The sequence below is a fragment of the Shewanella sp. AC34-MNA-CIBAN-0136 genome (genome assembly GCF_040309945.1).
GTDB lineage: Bacteria > Pseudomonadota > Gammaproteobacteria > Enterobacterales > Shewanellaceae > Shewanella.
The window spans coordinates 73,806-92,294 of the sequence record NZ_JBEOPJ010000002.1; the positions used below are offsets into that span (position 1 = coordinate 73,806).

Below are 18,489 nucleotides of genomic sequence, written 5' to 3' on the forward strand. Positions count from 1 at the left end.
AATTCAATTTATTGAATGCTCAGATACCAATATGGAATAGTCTCTTAGATATCGTATTGATCATAATGTCAATTTTAATACCGATTTGTTACTTACAGGGTAAAACTTAAATAGCCAAAATTTTTGGTGCTTACAACAAATTGGTACGTGTAACAAACTCGTGAATTTTGATCAGTTACTTTGGCACATCTTGTAATAATGCCAAGGCACTATTACCGATAAGTTGCTCAACACATTTACGCCCAGCATCAGCAAAATGACTAACAGCAGCCTCGATGACAATATTAAGCGATTTGAGTATTTTCATGCTTTCGTCACTACTGCCACATAAACTAAAAAACAGTTGTAATACTGCTTTACGTTCAGGTTGTTTCATAACTTCAGCCCATGATTGCTCTAGTGCCGATATCGAAGAAAAATCTAATCCTTCAATAAAAAACTGTCCGATACGCTGATCTAAACGCACTAAAAATTCTGTTTTACGCGGAAAGTGATGACTGATACCCGTTCGGCTGACTCCAGTGGCGGCAGACAGCGTGGTATAAGACATCGCCTCAAAACCAATCGTGAGGATTTGTTTAAAGGCTTCATCTAAAATTTGGTTAACGGTTAACTCAGTTTCAACTCGTGAACGCTTGGCCATAAACTTGGTCTCTCTAATTATTTTGGTGCCAGAGCTTACCAGACCAAACTAGAAAATTCTGCTAAGAATTAGCGAATTTACAACATTTTTAACCGTACAATATCCAGAAAGACAAGATAAAACAGAACATTATCGCGATAACTATTTATTTACCCTTTAAAATCAAAGGTTATAAAAAATCACAATTTAATGAGCTGCAGAAGGTGATAAAAACAGGTTACAAAAATTTACATATTATTTTCGGTTAAGAATTGATTTTTCAGCCAACGTTGTGCCTCAGCCTTACCCATTAACCTTTCTAAGGTCGGCGACAACACTTGAATTAGCTCCGATTGACGCCAAAACATGTACCCTGGCAAAGATTGAACCGCACTAAAAGTACGCTGCACTAAGCTAGAAAATTCTCCCATGTCACGCGGCGACCACGTCGGCATTAATGGATAAACTGCGGATAGAAAATCCTCATAGTGAGTAAAATGCTGCAATTGTTGGGCATTATAATGATTGAGAACAATTTGAAGTTGAGGCGCGCTCCAATGCGACAAATTACCACTGTCGTTAATAAGGGCCAGATTTCGGCGATGAAATTGTTGCCACGCTAAATCGAGCTGCTGATAATGCTGCGCAATACGCCATAACAGATACAAATCCGCTAGCCACTCATGCTGATACTCAGTTAAAGATGAGGGTAAAATACTGCCTTGTAGTGCAATGTTATATAAATGGCCTATTTCATGCCACAAGGTTAATTGTATTTGGTTGGCTAATGGCAACTGATAAGTTTTTAAACCAATTGCGCCACTCTGTTCAGCCATATTGTTAGCAGGATTGACAACAATAACCCCTGCTATTATGTGATGTTCAGCAACCAGCACCATCGCACTTTTACGCCCAACGGCGCGGCGAATATTGGCAACAGAAAAAGCGGTTTGTTGTTGTAATGAAGCAGGGAGTAACGCAATACACCTTACCAGTGAAGATAAAGAACATACTAGCGCTTGTTTGGTTGCTATTGGGATAAAATAAGCCTGGCGAATGTCATCACTCGCCAAAACATTTTCAACCATAACTGTTGTGGTTTTTAGTTGATTTGTGGTCATAGATTGAGGCGTAATAAGCTGGCCGGCATTAACAAAGTGACCAACCAATAACGGCGCGCAAGCAACGCTACAGCTTAATAACTTGAGTAATGACCGTTGCCAGTATCTAAGCATCAACTATTTTTGTGACATAATATTTTGAATAATAGCGGTAGTGGATACACCATCTTCAAATCCAAGCACTTCAACCTTGCCACCTGCAGCCATCACTTCAGCACCACCAGCAATATCTTCCACTTTGTAATCGCCGCCTTTGACTAAAGAATCTGGCAATAATCGCGTAATAATACGTTGTGGTGTGTCTTCAGTGAAAGGGACTACCCAGTCTACCGATGCTAGACCCGCTAAAACTGCCATACGACGGTCGACAGGATTAACCGGACGTCCAGGGCCTTTTAAGCGCGTCACCGAGCTATCATCATTTACAGCAACAATAAGGCGATCACCTAAGGCTTTAGCTTGCTGTAAATAGCTCACATGGCCAGCATGTAAAATATCAAAACAACCGTTGGTCATGACAATGCGCTCACCGCGTAAACGGGCTTGATCCATTGCATAAGCTAATTGATCTTCGGTCATTACGCCAAAACCAGACTCGCCATGGTTAAGGGCTAATGCTTGAATCAGCTCAATGCGGCTAACCGTTGAAGTGCCTAGTTTACCCACAACCACACCCGCGGCAGTATTGGCTATCGCACAAGCTTGCGCTAACGAAGCACCGGCAGCAATTGAGGTCGCCAAAGCTGAAATCACCGTATCACCTGCTCCCGTAACATCATGAACTTCACGTGCAACCGTCGGAATGTGCAGTTCGGGTTGGCTTTGCGACACTAACGTCATGCCCTTTTCTGAACGGGTCACTAAAATGGCGTCAAAGTCGTGCAACTTAATCAGTTTCTGTGCTTTTTCGATTAAATCATCTTCGCTGGTTACCGTACCGACAACCGCTTCAAATTCGCTCATGTTTGGCGTGATTAATGAAGCTCCGTGATAACGAGCAAAATCATGCCCTTTCGGATCAACTAATACCTTTACCCCTTTGGCTCGTGCTTTAGCAATAAAGTCCTTAGGTTCATCAATGGCGCCTTTGGCATAATCAGACAATACCAATACATCGACATTGTCTAAAATGGCTTCGCTTTGCGCGAATAATGCTTGGCTAGTCGCTTTATCAAATTGCTCTTCAAAATCTAAGCGGATTAACTGTTGATTACGCGACAATACTCGTAATTTAGTAATTGTCGGCTTGTCTGCTACCGTTAACCATTGCGGTTCTACCCCAAACACTTTTACCCCTTGGGTTAATGCTTGTGCGGTTTCATCTTGGCCGACTATGCCCGCTAACTGGACATGTCCACCTAATGTTGCAATGTTTAATGCCACGTTGGCGGCGCCGCCGGGTCTATCTTCAATTTGATTAATTTTAACAACAGGTACAGGGGCTTCGGGTGAAATGCGTCCCGTAGGGCCTACCCAATAGCGATCTAACATCACATCGCCAATCACTAAAACGCGCGCATTTTCAAAAGCTGGGAGAGAAACCTTCATAGTGTATTCGCTGTCTTGTAAAAATTTAACCGTGATTGTACCTAATTTTCATCTAAATATGAGTTAGAATAACAAATAATTTTTTGTGAACTAGACGAGTTGTCCGTGGTCGAGAAAGCCGAATTTTCTTCTGATTTATATCATCCTAAACATTGGCCTATATGGTTTGGCGTCGGTTTGATGCGTTTAACCTTACTATTACCTCTGTCTTGGCAAATGAAAATTGGCCGTGGCATTGGTCGATTAGTCATGAAAGTTGCGAGCGGAAGAACCCATACCGCTAAGCGAAATATCAATTTATGCTTTCCTGAGATGAGTGATGCAGACAAGCAACAACTGCTTGAGCGTACTTTTGAAGAAACCGGTAAAGCGGTATTTGACACCATTAACGCATGGTGGTGGTCAAACGAGCGCGTGCAACAGCACATGACCATTAAAGGCACTGAGCATGTTAGTCAGAGTTTAGACAATGGCAAAGGGGTGATTTTATTTGCGGTACATTGTTTACCACTTGAAATGGGCGCGCGTATATTTGGCCAGTTTGCCCCGGGAATTGGCGTGTATCGTCCCCATAACAATCCGGTGATGGAATACTTACAAGTCAAAGGTCGCTTACGTTCAAACAAAGGCTTAGTGCCTAAGCGTGATGTGCGCCAGATGATCCGCAGTCTGCGCAGTCCTGATGTCATTTGGTATACCGCCGATCAAGATTTTGGCCGTTCAAGCGCGGTGTTTATTCCCTTTTTTGGCGTGCCAGACGCTGCCACCATTACTGGCGCAACCTCACTGGCAAGATTAGGTAAAGCCAATGTAGTGCCTTTTTTTGTTGAACGTAATAGCGATGACAAAGGCTACACCCTTGAAATAATGCCGCCTTTAGAGAATTTTCCTGGCGACAATGAAACAGACGACGCCATTCGTGGTAACCAGATTGTAGAACAACTGATTAGCCGTAACAAAGCTCAATACATGTGGCTTCATCGTCGTTTTAAAACCCGTCCCACTGAAGACACTCCATCGTTATATGACTGATTTAAGTTAAACGCGTCGGGGTATATAAATGATGACTGTTGCTACCAACTAATAGCTACTGATGAGCAATACATAATTAACCCGCTATAGCAGTATTAAAGCCATAGCGGGTTAGTTATGTATTCAGAAAAATGTAAAAATCGAGACAAAAAAAGAGGCTATTAAGTTTTCTTATGAGTAAATTCAAACTCTTGCGAAATATTGACCGCCTTAAATCCTGATGGGTCCGCCATCAAGGTTTTCGCCATAAAATCGGCTGCCATCCCAAAAGGCTTTTCATTAACTTGGCGATTAAACTCAATACCTTCGCCCGTTTGGCTGATTAAATATTGATAAGCCAAACGGTTACACTCAATCACCCAATCAGCGGTTTCGCCAGCGGCTTCAGTTCTTGGCAAGCAACTTAACCCAATAGCGTTATCATTGTGTGTTATCGATAATTCGACTAAGTGGCCTAATTGAGCATCATCAGCTTCTGCTAGCATGGAGACAATCCCGCCTAGAGAGCAAACCAACAACGAACTTAACAATTTCATATTAACTCCTTTTAATACGTATCTAACGACGATCATTGAGATCAATAATATTCTTACCAACAATCATTTTACAAGCAGTCATTTTACAAGCAGTCATTTTACAAGCAGCCGTTTTACAAGCTGTCGTTTTGTAAATACAGCTAGACTAACAGTGAACAGCATTAAATAAAATCACAAATCTCCGCAAGCGACTTTTTCTCAATAGCATGCTGTGGAATGGTCGCTCCATCGGCCGGGTATCCCGCTATAATAAGCATATACGGACGCTCATTATCATTGTCGCGCCCACACACTTTACTTAAAAAACTCATCGGTTTTGGCGTATGCGTTAATGTGCCAAGACCTGCATGATGCAATGCTTGAATTAAAAAACCGGTCGCAATCCCCACAGACTCATGCACATAATAATTACTTTTCTGTTCACCCGATTCTTCAGTACGTTTTTTGCTAAACACTGCAATCAGCCAAGGCGCGTGTTCTAAATACGGTTTATCAGCATTAGTGCCTAAAGGTTTTAATGCATCTAACCATTCTTCACCGGCGCGACCTGCATAAAATGCTTGCTCTAACGCCTCAGCTTGTTGACGAATTTGCGCTTTTATCTGTGGGCTATTTATCGCCACAAAATGCCATGGTTGATGGTTAGCACCATTGGGCGCCGTGCCCGCCGCCAATATGCACTGCTCAATAATGGCTTGGGGTACCGCGCGATCAGAGAATGCCCGTATTGAATGACGTCGCTTAACTTGCTGGTAATTATCTTGTGCCCGCTTGAGCATTTCATCTGGAGAATATTCAATAAAATCTGTTAGTGGCAAATGCGCTTGGCTCATAATCCATCCTAATTGTTGTTCTTATGATTGCTATTCTTATGATTGTTATTCTTATGATGGTTATATTTTTATAAAGTGAAAACTCATTTTCAATAACCGGTAGTTTTTGTAGTAGTCCTAAGCTAACAAACAGGATAATAATTGCTATTAAAATATTCTTATTGAAACCATTAAGGCGACAGATTAGAGTCTAGCGAGTCGGTTTAGCTTTCTAAAGGATTATATGATTGCAGCAATAATAGGTGCGACGGGTTTAGTGGGGAATACCTTACTTACTCGCATCATTGAAAGTGAACATTATAGTAAAGTATTGGTTATTGGCCGTTCGGCACCTAATTTGGTCGAACATCAATTTGGGGCTGAGAAAGTGCAATTTATTTGCTGCCAACTGGACGAAGTACATGAGCTGGCATTGGCAGAAAAAGTTGATCATGCGTTTTGCTGTTTAGGCACCACAATTAAACAAGCGGGCAGCGAAGAAGCCTTTATTCAAGTCGATAAATTAGCCGTATTGGCTTTCGCTAAACTTATCCAAGTTCAAGAAAATCCTTCACTTAAATTTATGGTGGTGACCGCATTGGGCGCGGATGCTAAATCAACCGTGTTTTATAATCGAGTCAAAGGCGAAGTAGAGCAAGCCCTTAAGGCACTATCTTTACCGGTACTCAATATTTTTCAACCGAGCTTATTATTAGGACCACGAGATAATGGTCGTTTTATGGAAGATATTGGCCAAAGCCTTTTTGGTGGTTTATCGTTTCTATTTATCGGTCCGCTGCGTAAATATCAGCCCATTAATGCGCACACGGTAGCGGAGTCGATGTACCAAGTGGCTTTGAAGCCTCAGGTCGCTCCCACGCATCAAATTATCACTAATGCCATGATGCATCGCTGTCATTATTAATACCAATCGTATTAGTTATCTGCTCATGCTGTGGGAATTCAAATGACGTTAATCAAGTCGAAGACTTGAAGGCATAGTCATTTTACGTCAAAGGCTTCAACGCAGAATAATGTGATTGGTTTAATACTAAGCTCGACAAAAACACGCGAATATGACAAGTTAATGCACATGTGATGTTTAATACTAACAAGGCAACACGAGTAACTATAACCATAACGTAAGGAGAACGAGAATGAGTGATGATAACGATTTATCTTTAAATGAAGTCTGTGAAATACTCGACAAAAGCCCTACTACGATTAAGCGTTATGCTCGCGAAAATTTACTGTTCACTGAACAAAACGGTAATGTGCTAAGTTTCAACAAAGCCGAAGTAATGCGTTATCTGGCGTTTTCTGAACGTTAATATCGACTTAACTCCTATTTGCTAAAAAATCCCCAAACCGTCAATGACAGTATGGGGATTTTTTATTGATACGCTCAGTTCATATTCTTATTTACAGCTTCTAAGCTACGCTTGGACGAGTAAATATGAATGACCGAACATGGGCTAGCAAACATAAACCCAACGCTCAACACAGCATTAGTCACCAAAATCATCTAGCAAGATGTTTTCAGACTCGACACCTAAGCTTTCTAGCATGGCTATCACTGACGCGTTCATGATTGGAGGACCACACATATAAAACTCACAGTCTTCTGGCGCTTTATGTTGTTTCAAGTAATTCTCATACAGCACGTTATGAATAAAGCCGGTATAACCCGTCCAATTATCTTCAGATAATGGATCAGACAAAGCAACATGCCAAACAAAGTTGTCATTTTCGGCGGCTAGTTGATCAAAATCTTGCTGATAGAACACTTCACGAGTTGAGCGAGCACCATACCAAAAGCTCATTTTACGTTTGGTTTTAACACTTTTTAATTGGTTAAATATGTGCGATCGCATCGGTGCCATCCCCGCACCACCACCAACAAACACCATTTCAGCATCGGTTTCTTTGACAAAAAACTCACCAAAGGGACCAGAAATTGTTACCTTATCACCGGCTTTTAAATTAAAAATATATGACGACATTTTGCCTGGTGGTAAACCGGCTTTAGGCGGCGTTGCAATACGTACATTTAGCATAATCGTCCCCTTTTCATCAGGGTAGTTTGCCATTGAATAAGCACGTAATACGTCTTCATCAACGGTAGACACTAAATCGAACAAACCGTATTTAACCCAGTCACCACGATACTCTTCAGGAATATCAAAATCGGCATAACGTACTTCATGCGCAGGCGCTTCAATTTGAATGTAACCACCGGCTTTAAATAATACATCTTCACCGTCGGGGATTTTTAATAACAGCTCTTTAATAAACGTCGCTTGGTTATTATTTGAAACAACCTCACATTGCCATTTTTTAACCCCAAAAATTTCTTCATCAATCTCAAGTTCCATGTCGGTTCTCACCGTCACTTGGCACGCTAAACGACAGCCTTCTTTGGCTTCTTTTTTCGAAATATGATCAAGTTCGGTCGCTAAAATATCACCGCCACCGGCTTTCACTTTTACGCGACATTGGCCACATGTTCCACCACCGCCACACGCTGATGGTATAAAAATATGTTGTCCAGACAGTGCGCCCAATAACTTATCACCAGCAGGAGTTTGCACGCTTTTGCTGGCGTCACCATTAATACTAATAGTGATATCATTGGTGTTCACTAACTTACGTTTGGCAGCTAAAATCACCACCACTAGCAAACTTACCACTATGGTAAACATGCCAATACCTATTGCCATTTCCATTAAATAACCCTTCTCTTCAATGCGTTACAACGTAATGCCCGCAAATGACATAAAGCCCAGAGCCATTAAGCCGGTGGTAATAAAGGTAATCCCAATGCCTTGTAACCCATCAGGAATAGCATGAAACTTCATTCGCTCACGCAATCCCGCTAATAACACAATGGCCATCGCCCACCCCACACCAGAACCCGCAGCAAAAACCACTGACTCAGTAAAGTTATAGTCACGGTTAGCCATAAAGATAACCCCAGCAAAAATGGCACAATTCACCGTTAATAGCGGTAAGAAGATCCCTAATGACTGATATAAGGTCGGAATATAACGGTCTAAAAACATTTCTAAGATTTGCACTAATGCAGCAATGACCCCAATAAAGGTAATCAACTGTAAATAGCTTAAATTCAACTCAGGAAACCCAGCCCAAGCTAATGCGCCTGGCGCTAAGATATTAACGTAGATAATTTGGTTTAATGGCACAGCCAGCATCATGACCACAATCACCGCAATGCCTAAACCAAATGCAGTAGAGACCTTTTTCGACACGGCTAAAAAGGTGCACATACCCAAGAAAAATGACAGCGCCATGTTGTCGATAAACGCTGCTTGGATAAATAAATTAATATAGTGTTCCATGCTGTTTCCTTATCCGCGCTTACGCTGAATGATTTTAATAACCCAAATCATCACGCCAATTAAAAAGAACGCACTGGGTGGTAAAGTGAACATTTCATTTGCAAGATACCAACCGCCACTTTCAACAGTGGTAAATATGTTGTGACCAAACAAACTGCCACGCCCCAGTAGCTCACGAATAAACGCTACGCCCATTAAAATTAAGCCATAACCCAAGGCATTGCCTAAGGCATCAAATACGGCTAAATGAGGCGGATGTTTCATCGCAAAGGCTTCTGCTCGGCCCATAATGATACAGTTAGTGATGATCAAACTAACAAAAACAGACAACTGTTTTGACAATTCATACGCCACGTCTTGTAGCACCATATCGACAATAATCACCAACGAGGCAATCACCGTCATTTGCGCAATAATCCGCACACTATTAGGAATAAAATTGCGGATACTTGAGATAATCAAGTTAGAAAATACCAACACAAAGGTCACAGCAAGTGTCATGACGAATGCAGTTTGCATCGAATTACTGACCGCTAAAGCCGAACACACACCTAATACCTGTATTGCCACAGGGTTATTAGCCATAATTGGCGATGTTAGGATCTCACGAGTTGAAATAGCACGACTCATTTACTTACCCTCCGCAGCTAACGTGTGTAGATAGGTTTGGTATCCTTCTACGCCAAACCAAAACTCGACTAAGCGCTGAATACCGACACCGGAACGAGTCGCCCCACTTACGCCATCAATACCGTGAATGTCACCATCTTTGGCGCCGCCCTTAACCACTTTAATGGCAATATTACCTTTGGCATCAAATAACGTTTTGCCTTGCCACAAGGCTAACCATTGTGGGTCAGTAATAAAGTCCGCAATACCTGGGGTTTCGCCATGTTCATAAAACACGATATTTTCGATAGTGTTTAAGTCTGGTTTTATCGCCATGTAACCGTAAATAATCGACCATAAACCTTTGCCATAGATCGGCATAACAATGCTGGCAAGTTGGCCATTGGTGTCATACACCTCAAAAATACGAATGTCGGTCGCCATGGTTTTAATTTTAGCGATATCTTTTTTCGGTTTGGTCGAGGTTTCAGGGTTGATCGATGCCATTCGCTCATCAAAATCAAGTAGATTGGCTTTTTCAGTCACCTTGCCTGTCGCCAAGTTAACCATCTTAGGCTTCACTCGTTGAGCAAATAACTCACTAAAGTCACCTTGGCTGATGTCGATGTCCGCAGCCTTTAACACAAACTGCTGCACTTCTTCGCGCTTTTTAGCCAACTTACGCTCTTTTAAAATCTCAACGGTACCGGTGATCATAAATGAGCAAACTAGGCTTAAAATGATGATAAAAATCATTGTTCCAGCGACGCTATCTTTCTTAAAGGCCATGACGTTTTAGTCTCCGTTTAATATTGGCGCGTGCGACTAAGTAGTCGAATAACGGTGCCCATAAATTAGCAAACAAAATAGCCAACATAATGCCCTCTGGCATTTTGGCATTCAGTAAACGAATAATAATGGTCATAAAACCAATCATAAAACCAAAGGCAAATTTAGCCTTGCGGGTATATGACGCCGTTACCGGATCGGTGGCCATAAACATCATCCCCAGTGCAAAACCACCAGTGACTAAATGCCATGTCCACGGCATTGCCGACATAGGATTTCTGCTAGAACCAAAGTAGTTAAACAACAAAACGGTTATGATCATTCCTAGCATCACGCCGGCTACCACACGCCAATCAGCTACGCGGGTAAGCAGTAAAATACCACCACCGATAAGGATGGCTAAGGTACTGGTTTCACCCACTGCACCTGGGGTAAAACCTAAAAAGGCATCCCACCAAGTGCTGTCGCTTAATACGCTGAACCAACTCACATCAATAAAGCTTAATTTTTTAGCCACGGTAAGGGTTAACGTCGTTGCACCAGAAAAGCCATCAACCGCCACAAACTGGCTTAATGACACCACTTCTGTTGGGTATGCAAAATAAATAAACGCATAACCCGCCAGTGCAGGGTTTAAAAAGTTGTAACCCATACCACCAAACATCTCTTTGGCCACGACCACACCAAAGCTAAGGCCCAAAGCTACAATCCATAACGGCGTAGAGATAGGTAATATGAGTGAGAATAATAACGCGGTGATAAAGAAGCCTTCGTGTAGTTCTTGGTGGCGCACTTTGGCAAACACCACTTCCCACACCAAACTGACCACCAACGCAGTTAAGTAAAATGGCACGTAAAAACTGGCACCATAGGCGAACAAACTGATTAAACCTGCGCTTTCTGTAAGTGGGCCAAACAGTAAGTCATAAAAGGCAAGTTGCCATACATCCGGCTGTGTTGCCCCGGCAATAATGGCTATTTGAGCCTGCAGGCCAATGTTGTACATGCCCAATAACATTGCAGGAAATAAGCACATGCCCACAATATGCATGGTGCGCTTAACATCAATCGCATCACGAATATGCACATCACCTTTGGTGCTACGACCATTGGCTATCCACAACGAACGTAAATAGCTGCGCATCGAGTTGCCATGAGCGTAATAGCTGTCTTGTTTGCTAGGCTTTTTCTGTTGCTGACTCATTAACCTTCCCTCTCGATAATATCTAGGCAAGCACGAAGTTCTTTACCAAAGTCATACTTTCCTGGGCACACAAAAGTGCACAACGCTAAATCTTCTTCATCTAGCTCTAATGCGCCGAGCAGTTGTGCCTCATCGGTATCACGCACCACTAAATCACGTACTAACAAGATGGGTAAAATATCAAGCGGCATAACGCGGGCCAGTTGGCCAAACGCCATCATGGCTCGTGGAGAACCACCAGCAGTAGTGGTGAAATCGAACAGTTTTTTGGTGCGACTAAAACCTGACATCATGATGCCGGTAAGTGAAAATTTACTGCTGTCATGACGCACCCAAGGCAACAACTCTTGACGTTCATTTTCAGTCAATACGCTAATTTGATTATGGAATCGACCTAGGTAATCGTACACATCAGCAGCGGTATGGCCTGACAATAATGACCCAGACACAATGCGCGACTGTCGCTGGTCAATTTCACCATTTACCCATTCGCTTAACTTTGCGCCTAACTGGGTACGCACTAAACGAGGCTTTAATACATTAGGCCCTCCTAGCGCGACGATGCGATCAGTATACAGTTCACCGGTTAAAAACAGTTTGCCGAAGGCAATCACGTCTTGGTAACCGACATGCCAAACCTGGCGTTCAATACTGGCTGGTAACAGGTAATGAATGTGAGTGCCGACTAATCCTGCTGGGTGCACGCCGTTAAAGCGTTGCACACTGACTTGCGATAAGTCGTACTCGCTGCTGGCATCTGCCAATAACGAAACGCCATCGTCTTGGCATAAATACACTTTTTCGGTGGTCAAAAACGTAAGGGCAAATAATCCGGCTTGGAAAGCCTGTGGTTGAGTGGCAATAATGACACGCGGATCGGGCGCGAGAGGATTTGTGTCAATAGCCGTAACAAATATCCCTGCAGGACTGACATCTAATTGGGGCACTCGAGAAAAAGGACGCGTACGCAGCGCTGTCCATAAGCCACTGCGGACTAAACCGTCTTTAACGGCTTGATGTGATAACGCATGAATATCCACTGATTGGAGAATAATGGCAGGCTCTTGCGTGGCATCACAATCAATCACTACCGACTGCAGTACCCTACGTTCTCCGCGATTAATCGCGCAAACAACTCCGCTGGCTGGCGCAGTAAATAACACGCCAGGGGTTTTCTTGTCCTCAAACAGCACTTGGCCTTTGGCGACATGATCACCCACTTCAACCGACATTGTAGGCTTTAAGCCAACGTATTCTTCACCAATTAACGCCACTTGGGTCGTTTTAGGTGCGCCATCTATTTGCTGCAGTGGTTCTCCAGCAATCGGGATATCAAGTCCGCGCTTAATAGTTATTACTGGATTGGTAACACCAGCCATCACATTCACCATCTAAAAATATTCGATAGCTCATGTTATATGTTTGCAACTACTAATATAGTAACTAAGATCACACTCCGAGCGAGGACTGTAATTTTGGAACATAACCGAATGCCAGATTTGTGAAGCAGGTCAATTTATGGTCTCGAGATAAAACTATTTATGTAATTTATGTGTCAAAAGGGTTGTTACATTCCGGCAGTATTAGCGGTACATGTTATAACCAATAATCCATAAAAAACCCACGACTAGATTGATTAACATCCACAAATTAGACTTGATTACTCCGCACCAAAACAGCCATAACGTATGTTCTATCGCGCTAGGCTAAGAGTTTAATCCGCTAATGGCTTATTTTAATCCGCTATCTGTTGAATTAGTCGACCTTGTTGAAAAAGGTACACGCAATCCATTTGTTCTAACGCAGTTAAACGATGACTAATCATTAACAGGGTTTTATGCTCCGCAAAATCGAGCAACACGTTAAGGATTTCACGCTCGGTACGTTTATCTAATCCTTCAGTCGGTTCATCAAGCAATAACAAAGGAGCGTCACGCAATAATGCCCTTGCGACTCCGATTCTGCGCTGCTCACCACCCGATAATTGTCGGCCGCCCTCACCTATCCAGCAATCTAATGGTTTATCGCCCTGCAACAAGGTTTGTAAACCAACGCGCTGTAATACCTCTATAAAACGAGGATCATGAGCTTTTTGGGTTTCGCTTTGCACAAAGGGCAACGCCAAGGCTAAATTGTCACGTAAGGTGCCAGAAAACAGATAAACTCGCTGACTCACCACGGTCATCGCAGCACGAAGATTGGCATCGCTGTAGGCACTTATGGGCTCGCCATCAAGCGAAATAGACCCTTGTTGCGGCGCCCAATCACGAGTAATCAGCCCCAACAAACTGGATTTACCACAACCTGTGGGACCTAAAATAGCCACTTTTTCACCGGCTTTAAGAGTCAAATCTACACCTTGTAACACCGGTGAATGGCTGTGATAACCAAAGTGGATGCCACTGAGCTGCAAGGCGCCGTGTTTTGCTTGCAAGTGACTGTTAGCATTAAATTTAACACTCGGTATTTGTTCGGTTATTTCGGTCACCCGCCGCGCAGCAAGTACTGTGCTAGATAAATGTTGAAATGCACCGGCTATTGGCATCATCATTTCAAGACTGGCCATGGTGGCAAACACCATTAAGGCCATTAACGGCCCCGGAGGCGTGGCATCTCCGACGCTTTGACCCGCTAAATACAACATAAACACTACTGCAATGCCATTGATTAATATCAATAATGCTTGGCTCAACCCAGTAATATTAGCCATGGTAGTTTGCTGACTAAATAAAGCCTGCTGTGATTTATCAAGTTGGGATAAATAACGCTTATTGGCGCCAAATAAACTTAATTCAGCTTGCCCCTGAATAACATCAAACAACTCGACTCGATATTGCCTTTGCGCTTGCATCAATGCTTGCCCAGGTGCCTTACCTAAGTAATAAAATACCAGCGGTAAGATAAACCAAGCCGCTAATAACAAAGCACATAAACTCAAGGCTAAATGGTTATCAAACCACCCGAGAAACACCAACAATACCCCAATCATCATCAAAGATGCGGTCATTGGCGTGAGTAAGCGTAAGTAGAGATGATCTAACGTATCAATGTCGGCAACTAAACGATTGAGTAAGTCGCCTCTGCGCAGACCTTGTAAGTTAGCTGCACTCAACGGCAGCAACTTATTCCATGCCCAAACACGCAGCTGAGTCAGCAATTTAAAGGTCGCTTCATGAGTTGCTAAACGCTCGCCGTAACGACTTGCTGTTCTGGCGATGGAGAAAAATCGAACGCCTCCTGCCGGGGTAAAAAAGTTGAATGTTTGGGCCGTCAACACTGCTAAGCCTGCTACCGCACTGGCTGATAAGAACCAACCAGATAAAGACAACAGACCAATACCGGTGAGTAACGTGGTAAAAGTAAGCAATAAGCCGACTAACATCATCAGCCACTGGCGGCGGAACAAAGCAATAAACGGCCGTAACACCTGAATAATGTTACGCGGCGCGGCATCAACGGGTTGCGACATCAGCACACCTCCGGTTGTTGATTCTGTTGCTGATTGAGCATTTGTGCTAATAATCCATCAGCCTGCTGTAAATCATTTACATGGCCTTGCTGCACTACCATTCCGTTGTCCATCACCAATACGTAATTCATGTTGTGTAAATCATCTAATTTGTGGGTAACGGTTAATGCTGTTGTCGACTGCATCGCGCGGTGCAACGAGGCCAGCACTGACTGCTCGCTTTGGGCATCTAAGCTGGCAGTGGGTTCATCTAATAAAAACAATTTAGCGGGTTGTGCCAACGCACGTGCTAATGCAAAACGCTGGGCCTGGCCCACTGACACTCCTGCACTTTGGTCGCTTATGACTAAATCGAGGCCTAATGGTTGCTGCTTTACAAACTCACTGATATCAGCTTGTTCTAGCAACGTCATAATTTGTTCATCGTTTAATTGCGGATTGGCCAATGCAACATTTTCTCTCACCGTGCCATGAAACAATTGCGGATCTTGCCCTAACCAAGCCAAATGTTGCCGCCACTGAGCCACATTAAGTTGTGACAACTCCTGACCATTAATCAGTAACGATCCCTGATAAGGCAAAAAACCCAGCAACGCATTAAGCAAGCTGGTTTTACCCGCACCACTTGGGCCCACAATAGCCCAGTGTTCACCTGCGGGTAATGTAAATGATATTGGCCCAGCTAAACGCTGACCATCTAAACTAAACACTTCAACCCCAATCGCTTGAATGTCTATGCTGTCGGCTGTGAACGCCATATCTGGTGATGCTGAATGGATTTTAGCAGGGGTATTAACGTGATAATCAAGTAGCTCAACCAACGCTTCTGCAGCGCCTATCGCTTGAGCTTTGGCGTGATAATGAGTGCCTAAGTCTCGTAGGGGTTGATAAAATTCTGGCGCTAAAATCAACACAAACATGCCAGTAAACAAACTTACCTGTACGCCATAGTGACCAAAATCTAAATGGCCTAAGTAACTAAAGCCAAAGTACACCGCCAACACGGCAATCGATACCGCGGCAAAGAACTCTAATACCGCGGAGCTAAGAAAGGCTAAGCGTAATACCGACATCGTCCGGGCACGAAAATCTTCCGAAGCATGTTCAATGTTAACTAACTCGGCTTCACCGCGATTAAACAGCTTTAACGTTTGCAGGCCTTTTAGGCGATCCATAAAGTGACCGCTTAAACGTGATAACGCCTGCATATTTTTACGATTAGCATCTGCGGCGCCCATACCCACTAAAATCATAAATAGCGGAATCAATGGTGCCGTGGCCATCAAAATGATCCCAGCGGCCCAATTAAGCGGAAAAACACAGGCTAATATCAGTAAAGGAATAAACCCAGCCAACATCATCTGCGGTAAGTATTTAGCATAAAAGTCATGCAAATCTTCAACTTGCTCAAATACTAAGGTTGCCCATGACCCAGCAGGTTTGCCTTTAATAAATACCGGCCCTAATGCGACTAATTTATTGAGCACCGCTTGGCGTATGTCGGTGCGTAAACGTTTGCCCGCCTCAAAGCTTATCCGTTCACGCACCTGCGCTAACAATGCTCGGGTGAATAGCAAACCAATAAGGGCAAAAAATTGAATGTTTAATGTGGCGGGAACAAGGTTATCAATAATGACACCCTGTAAAATCTGAGCAATAAAATAGGCCTGTGCCACCATGGCAATGCCATTTAACACACCACATAGCACCGATAGTTTGAGGAAAATACCACAAGAAGATTGTTGGCTTTTAAGCCATTTGGCTAATGACTTTTCTAACGACTTGTCCATGAAGCTCCGGCAGAGTTATCGATGACCACTTTAATCACGCAGTATCGCAGTACTGGCATCGAGTTAACACCTAAAACAGTGTAAATGTTATCTGATTCACATTTTGCTAATAAAGCCTTATTTAAAGATTAAATTTAACCACTATCAGCTTGAAACTTATCAAATTCAATAAAGTGCATCTTTTACAAATAAAATGGTTAATCACAAACAACATCACAGTGTTAAACACAGTTTTTAACAAAAACACGTTGAGCGACAAAACCAAGCTAATTTGCAAAAAGAACCAAAGGGGAAGCAATGCGAGTAAAATAATTTATTGTTGGTAATAACATTTATTGACCAGTACTCTCCCCGTATTTTACCAATACGTGCCAGAGTAACTTTAAGTCTTGTCGTTTTTTAGAATGTGCACCACGCTCACTCCATGAAGCCGGTTTTTTTTGCAATTGATACGCCGCACGGCCAATAATCTCAGCATTAATCAACTCATTTTCAGCAAGGCTTTGCGCCAAAATAGGCATAGCAGCACCACGAAAATCATCGGGTATTTGTGCCACATTAATCTGCCGCCCTTGATGCCAATGCAACTCAATTCCATACTCGTGACACAAGGCGACTAATGAATCGCCAATGGCAGTGCCTACATATGACGGATCGGCCACTAATATAGCAATATCTTGATCCAGCGACACATCGCCGTGAATTTGGGCTTCAATATAATGATCTAAATTACCGCTAGGGGCCACATCGAAACGGCTACTGATATCATCGGTTAAATGCTGACTAAAATGTTCAATCAACTTACTCGGTTTAAGCCCAGAAATACCCAAAGCATATTGACGCTCAAAACTCTCACTGAGTAATGCCGCTAAAATCGCATCAAAACACTTTATAGTGCCCTTTTCTTTGGGCAACCGATAAGAGTCCATGTAACTAAAGGTACATCGAGACAATATTTGAGGATGAGTCACTAAATAACAACTGCCAAAGCGAGGCGCCGGGCCTAATGGACACAAACCAAAATCTAACGCACCATATTTAGGCCGATGCTTAATCCCAGAATAGCTATGACCAAATAATTGGTTTTCCCAATGGTCGCGAGAACCGCCTAATTCTGGTGATAAATGACCATTAGAGACATGGGTTTCAAACTGGCTTTTATACACCCCGTCACGCAATAAACCATCAACAACAGTGAGGCCTCGATTATCAATTTGATCGGGATGAAAATGCAACGCGACTCGGCTATGTTGAGCGAGCTCGCGCATAGCAAGTTGAAGAGATAAGGTTGAAATATTAGACATTAACAGCACATTTTTGATCACGGCATGAGCATGATCTCGCAGCTCATACGCCATTTTCTCAATATGTATTTGTGCCGTTAATTTCATCAGTTAGAGACACCTTAAGTTAAGTAACCTCAGCTAAGTCGCTGAATATTTAGATAGAAAACGAGTTACCATTTTATTGTATGCAATAAGTCGACTTTTAGCACTGATTCTGGTCTTAAGATTAACACGATTTCATTAAATCGCTGTATTTGGCAATCATAAGCGAGACATTTCCACCATTAAATAGTCCATTATTAATTGTGATTT

17 protein-coding genes are annotated in these 18,489 nt (G+C 42.9%); 3 read left to right on the forward strand and 14 right to left on the reverse strand.

The window, feature by feature from the left end; translation table 11 throughout:
- Positions 1–175: 175 nt before the first annotated feature.
- The 3 genes from AAEY94_RS02040 to hldE all read right to left on the reverse strand — a co-directional run bounded on the left by AAEY94_RS02040 (position 176) and on the right by hldE (position 3,291).
- Positions 176–643: a TetR/AcrR family transcriptional regulator gene (locus tag AAEY94_RS02040; RefSeq protein WP_162022321.1), complete on the reverse strand. Its 468-nt coding sequence runs from the start codon at positions 641–643 to the stop codon at positions 176–178.
- Between the two features lie 227 nt (positions 644–870).
- Positions 871–1,857 carry a hypothetical protein gene (locus AAEY94_RS02045; protein WP_335690722.1) on the reverse strand — a complete coding sequence of 329 codons (987 nt, stop codon included), beginning with the start codon at positions 1,855–1,857 and terminating at the stop codon, positions 871–873.
- Positions 1,858–1,860: 3 nt separating this feature from the next.
- Positions 1,861–3,291 (reverse strand): bifunctional D-glycero-beta-D-manno-heptose-7-phosphate kinase/D-glycero-beta-D-manno-heptose 1-phosphate adenylyltransferase HldE, encoded by a 1,431-nt coding sequence (hldE, locus tag AAEY94_RS02050; protein ID WP_101086086.1) that lies wholly within the window; start codon positions 3,289–3,291, stop codon positions 1,861–1,863.
- Between the two features lie 105 nt (positions 3,292–3,396).
- On the opposite strand from hldE, the gene lpxL reads away from it, so the two are divergent.
- A complete protein-coding gene (gene lpxL / locus AAEY94_RS02055; RefSeq protein ID WP_335690720.1) occupies positions 3,397–4,323 on the forward strand; it encodes an LpxL/LpxP family Kdo(2)-lipid IV(A) lauroyl/palmitoleoyl acyltransferase in 927 nt (308 codons plus the stop codon).
- Positions 4,324–4,484: 161 nt separating this feature from the next.
- Here lpxL and AAEY94_RS02060 read toward each other — a convergent pair whose 3' ends face one another.
- Together AAEY94_RS02060 and AAEY94_RS02065 are read right to left on the reverse strand one after the other, a co-directional pair.
- On the reverse strand, positions 4,485–4,859 hold the full coding sequence (locus AAEY94_RS02060) for a hypothetical protein (protein WP_101086088.1): 375 nt from the start codon (positions 4,857–4,859) through the stop codon (positions 4,485–4,487).
- Positions 4,860–5,020: 161 nt separating this feature from the next.
- A complete protein-coding gene (locus AAEY94_RS02065) occupies positions 5,021–5,692 on the reverse strand; it encodes a nitroreductase family protein (RefSeq protein ID WP_174839626.1) in 672 nt (223 codons plus the stop codon).
- Between the two features lie 223 nt (positions 5,693–5,915).
- Here AAEY94_RS02065 and AAEY94_RS02070 point away from each other — a divergent pair, with 223 nt between their 5' ends.
- Positions 5,916–6,596 (forward strand): Rossmann-fold NAD(P)-binding domain-containing protein, encoded by a 681-nt coding sequence (locus AAEY94_RS02070; protein ID WP_162022319.1) that lies wholly within the window; start codon positions 5,916–5,918, stop codon positions 6,594–6,596.
- Between the two features lie 232 nt (positions 6,597–6,828).
- The gene (locus tag AAEY94_RS02075) at positions 6,829–7,002 is read left to right on the forward strand and encodes a helix-turn-helix domain-containing protein (RefSeq protein WP_101086091.1); all 174 of its coding nucleotides are present in this window, start codon (positions 6,829–6,831) and stop codon (positions 7,000–7,002) included.
- A 177-nt stretch (positions 7,003–7,179) separates the two neighbouring features.
- On the opposite strand, the gene nqrF is transcribed toward AAEY94_RS02075, so the two are convergent.
- The 9 genes from nqrF to AAEY94_RS02120 form a co-directional block, all read right to left on the reverse strand.
- Positions 7,180–8,397 (reverse strand): NADH:ubiquinone reductase (Na(+)-transporting) subunit F, encoded by a 1,218-nt coding sequence (gene nqrF / locus AAEY94_RS02080; RefSeq protein ID WP_101086092.1) that lies wholly within the window; start codon positions 8,395–8,397, stop codon positions 7,180–7,182.
- A 24-nt stretch (positions 8,398–8,421) separates the two neighbouring features.
- On the reverse strand, positions 8,422–9,030 hold the full coding sequence (nqrE, locus tag AAEY94_RS02085) for an NADH:ubiquinone reductase (Na(+)-transporting) subunit E (RefSeq protein ID WP_101086093.1): 609 nt from the start codon (positions 9,028–9,030) through the stop codon (positions 8,422–8,424).
- A 9-nt stretch (positions 9,031–9,039) separates the two neighbouring features.
- The gene (locus tag AAEY94_RS02090) at positions 9,040–9,660 is read right to left on the reverse strand and encodes an NADH:ubiquinone reductase (Na(+)-transporting) subunit D (RefSeq protein ID WP_350976909.1); all 621 of its coding nucleotides are present in this window, start codon (positions 9,658–9,660) and stop codon (positions 9,040–9,042) included.
- Complete coding sequence (locus AAEY94_RS02095; protein ID WP_101086095.1) at positions 9,661–10,428, reverse strand: Na(+)-translocating NADH-quinone reductase subunit C; 768 nt, start codon at positions 10,426–10,428, stop codon at positions 9,661–9,663.
- Positions 10,418–11,632 (reverse strand): NADH:ubiquinone reductase (Na(+)-transporting) subunit B, encoded by a 1,215-nt coding sequence (locus AAEY94_RS02100; protein WP_350976913.1) that lies wholly within the window; start codon positions 11,630–11,632, stop codon positions 10,418–10,420. The genes AAEY94_RS02095 and AAEY94_RS02100 overlap by 11 nt, the downstream gene beginning before the upstream one ends.
- Positions 11,632–13,011 carry a Na(+)-translocating NADH-quinone reductase subunit A gene (locus tag AAEY94_RS02105; RefSeq protein ID WP_101086097.1) on the reverse strand — a complete coding sequence of 460 codons (1,380 nt, stop codon included), beginning with the start codon at positions 13,009–13,011 and terminating at the stop codon, positions 11,632–11,634. Before AAEY94_RS02105 ends, AAEY94_RS02100 begins: the two co-directional genes overlap by 1 nt.
- A 356-nt stretch (positions 13,012–13,367) precedes the next feature.
- Positions 13,368–15,065, reverse strand: coding sequence for a heme ABC transporter ATP-binding protein/permease CydC (cydC, locus tag AAEY94_RS02110; protein ID WP_350977249.1), 1,698 nt, complete (start codon positions 15,063–15,065; stop codon positions 13,368–13,370).
- A 35-nt stretch (positions 15,066–15,100) separates the two neighbouring features.
- Positions 15,101–16,891: a heme ABC transporter permease/ATP-binding protein CydD gene (gene cydD / locus AAEY94_RS02115; RefSeq protein ID WP_350976916.1), complete on the reverse strand. Its 1,791-nt coding sequence runs from the start codon at positions 16,889–16,891 to the stop codon at positions 15,101–15,103.
- Positions 16,892–17,223: 332 nt separating this feature from the next.
- Positions 17,224–18,282, reverse strand: a complete 1,059-nt coding sequence (locus AAEY94_RS02120) for a DUF3626 domain-containing protein (protein ID WP_162022314.1) — start codon at positions 18,280–18,282, stop codon at positions 17,224–17,226.
- Between the last annotated feature and the right edge of the window lie 207 nt (positions 18,283–18,489).

Coding starts and splice junctions, on each gene's coding strand:
- AAEY94_RS02040 (WP_162022321.1), bottom strand. CDS start 643: ATGGCCAAGCGTTCACGAGTTGAAACTGAGTTAACCGTTAACCAAATT.
- AAEY94_RS02045 (WP_335690722.1), bottom strand. CDS start 1,857: ATGCTTAGATACTGGCAACGGTCATTACTCAAGTTATTAAGCTGTAGC.
- hldE (WP_101086086.1), bottom strand. CDS start 3,291: ATGAAGGTTTCTCTCCCAGCTTTTGAAAATGCGCGCGTTTTAGTGATT.
- AAEY94_RS02060 (WP_101086088.1), bottom strand. CDS start 4,859: ATGAAATTGTTAAGTTCGTTGTTGGTTTGCTCTCTAGGCGGGATTGTC.
- AAEY94_RS02065 (WP_174839626.1), bottom strand. CDS start 5,692: ATGAGCCAAGCGCATTTGCCACTAACAGATTTTATTGAATATTCTCCA.
- AAEY94_RS02070 (WP_162022319.1), top strand. CDS start 5,916: ATGATTGCAGCAATAATAGGTGCGACGGGTTTAGTGGGGAATACCTTA.
- AAEY94_RS02075 (WP_101086091.1), top strand. CDS start 6,829: ATGAGTGATGATAACGATTTATCTTTAAATGAAGTCTGTGAAATACTC.
- nqrF (WP_101086092.1), bottom strand. CDS start 8,397: ATGGAAATGGCAATAGGTATTGGCATGTTTACCATAGTGGTAAGTTTG.
- nqrE (WP_101086093.1), bottom strand. CDS start 9,030: ATGGAACACTATATTAATTTATTTATCCAAGCAGCGTTTATCGACAAC.
- AAEY94_RS02090 (WP_350976909.1), bottom strand. CDS start 9,660: ATGAGTCGTGCTATTTCAACTCGTGAGATCCTAACATCGCCAATTATG.
- AAEY94_RS02095 (WP_101086095.1), bottom strand. CDS start 10,428: ATGGCCTTTAAGAAAGATAGCGTCGCTGGAACAATGATTTTTATCATC.
- AAEY94_RS02100 (WP_350976913.1), bottom strand. CDS start 11,632: ATGAGTCAGCAACAGAAAAAGCCTAGCAAACAAGACAGCTATTACGCT.
- AAEY94_RS02105 (WP_101086097.1), bottom strand. CDS start 13,011: ATGGCTGGTGTTACCAATCCAGTAATAACTATTAAGCGCGGACTTGAT.
- cydD (WP_350976916.1), bottom strand. CDS start 16,891: ATGGACAAGTCGTTAGAAAAGTCATTAGCCAAATGGCTTAAAAGCCAA.
- AAEY94_RS02120 (WP_162022314.1), bottom strand. CDS start 18,282: ATGAAATTAACGGCACAAATACATATTGAGAAAATGGCGTATGAGCTG.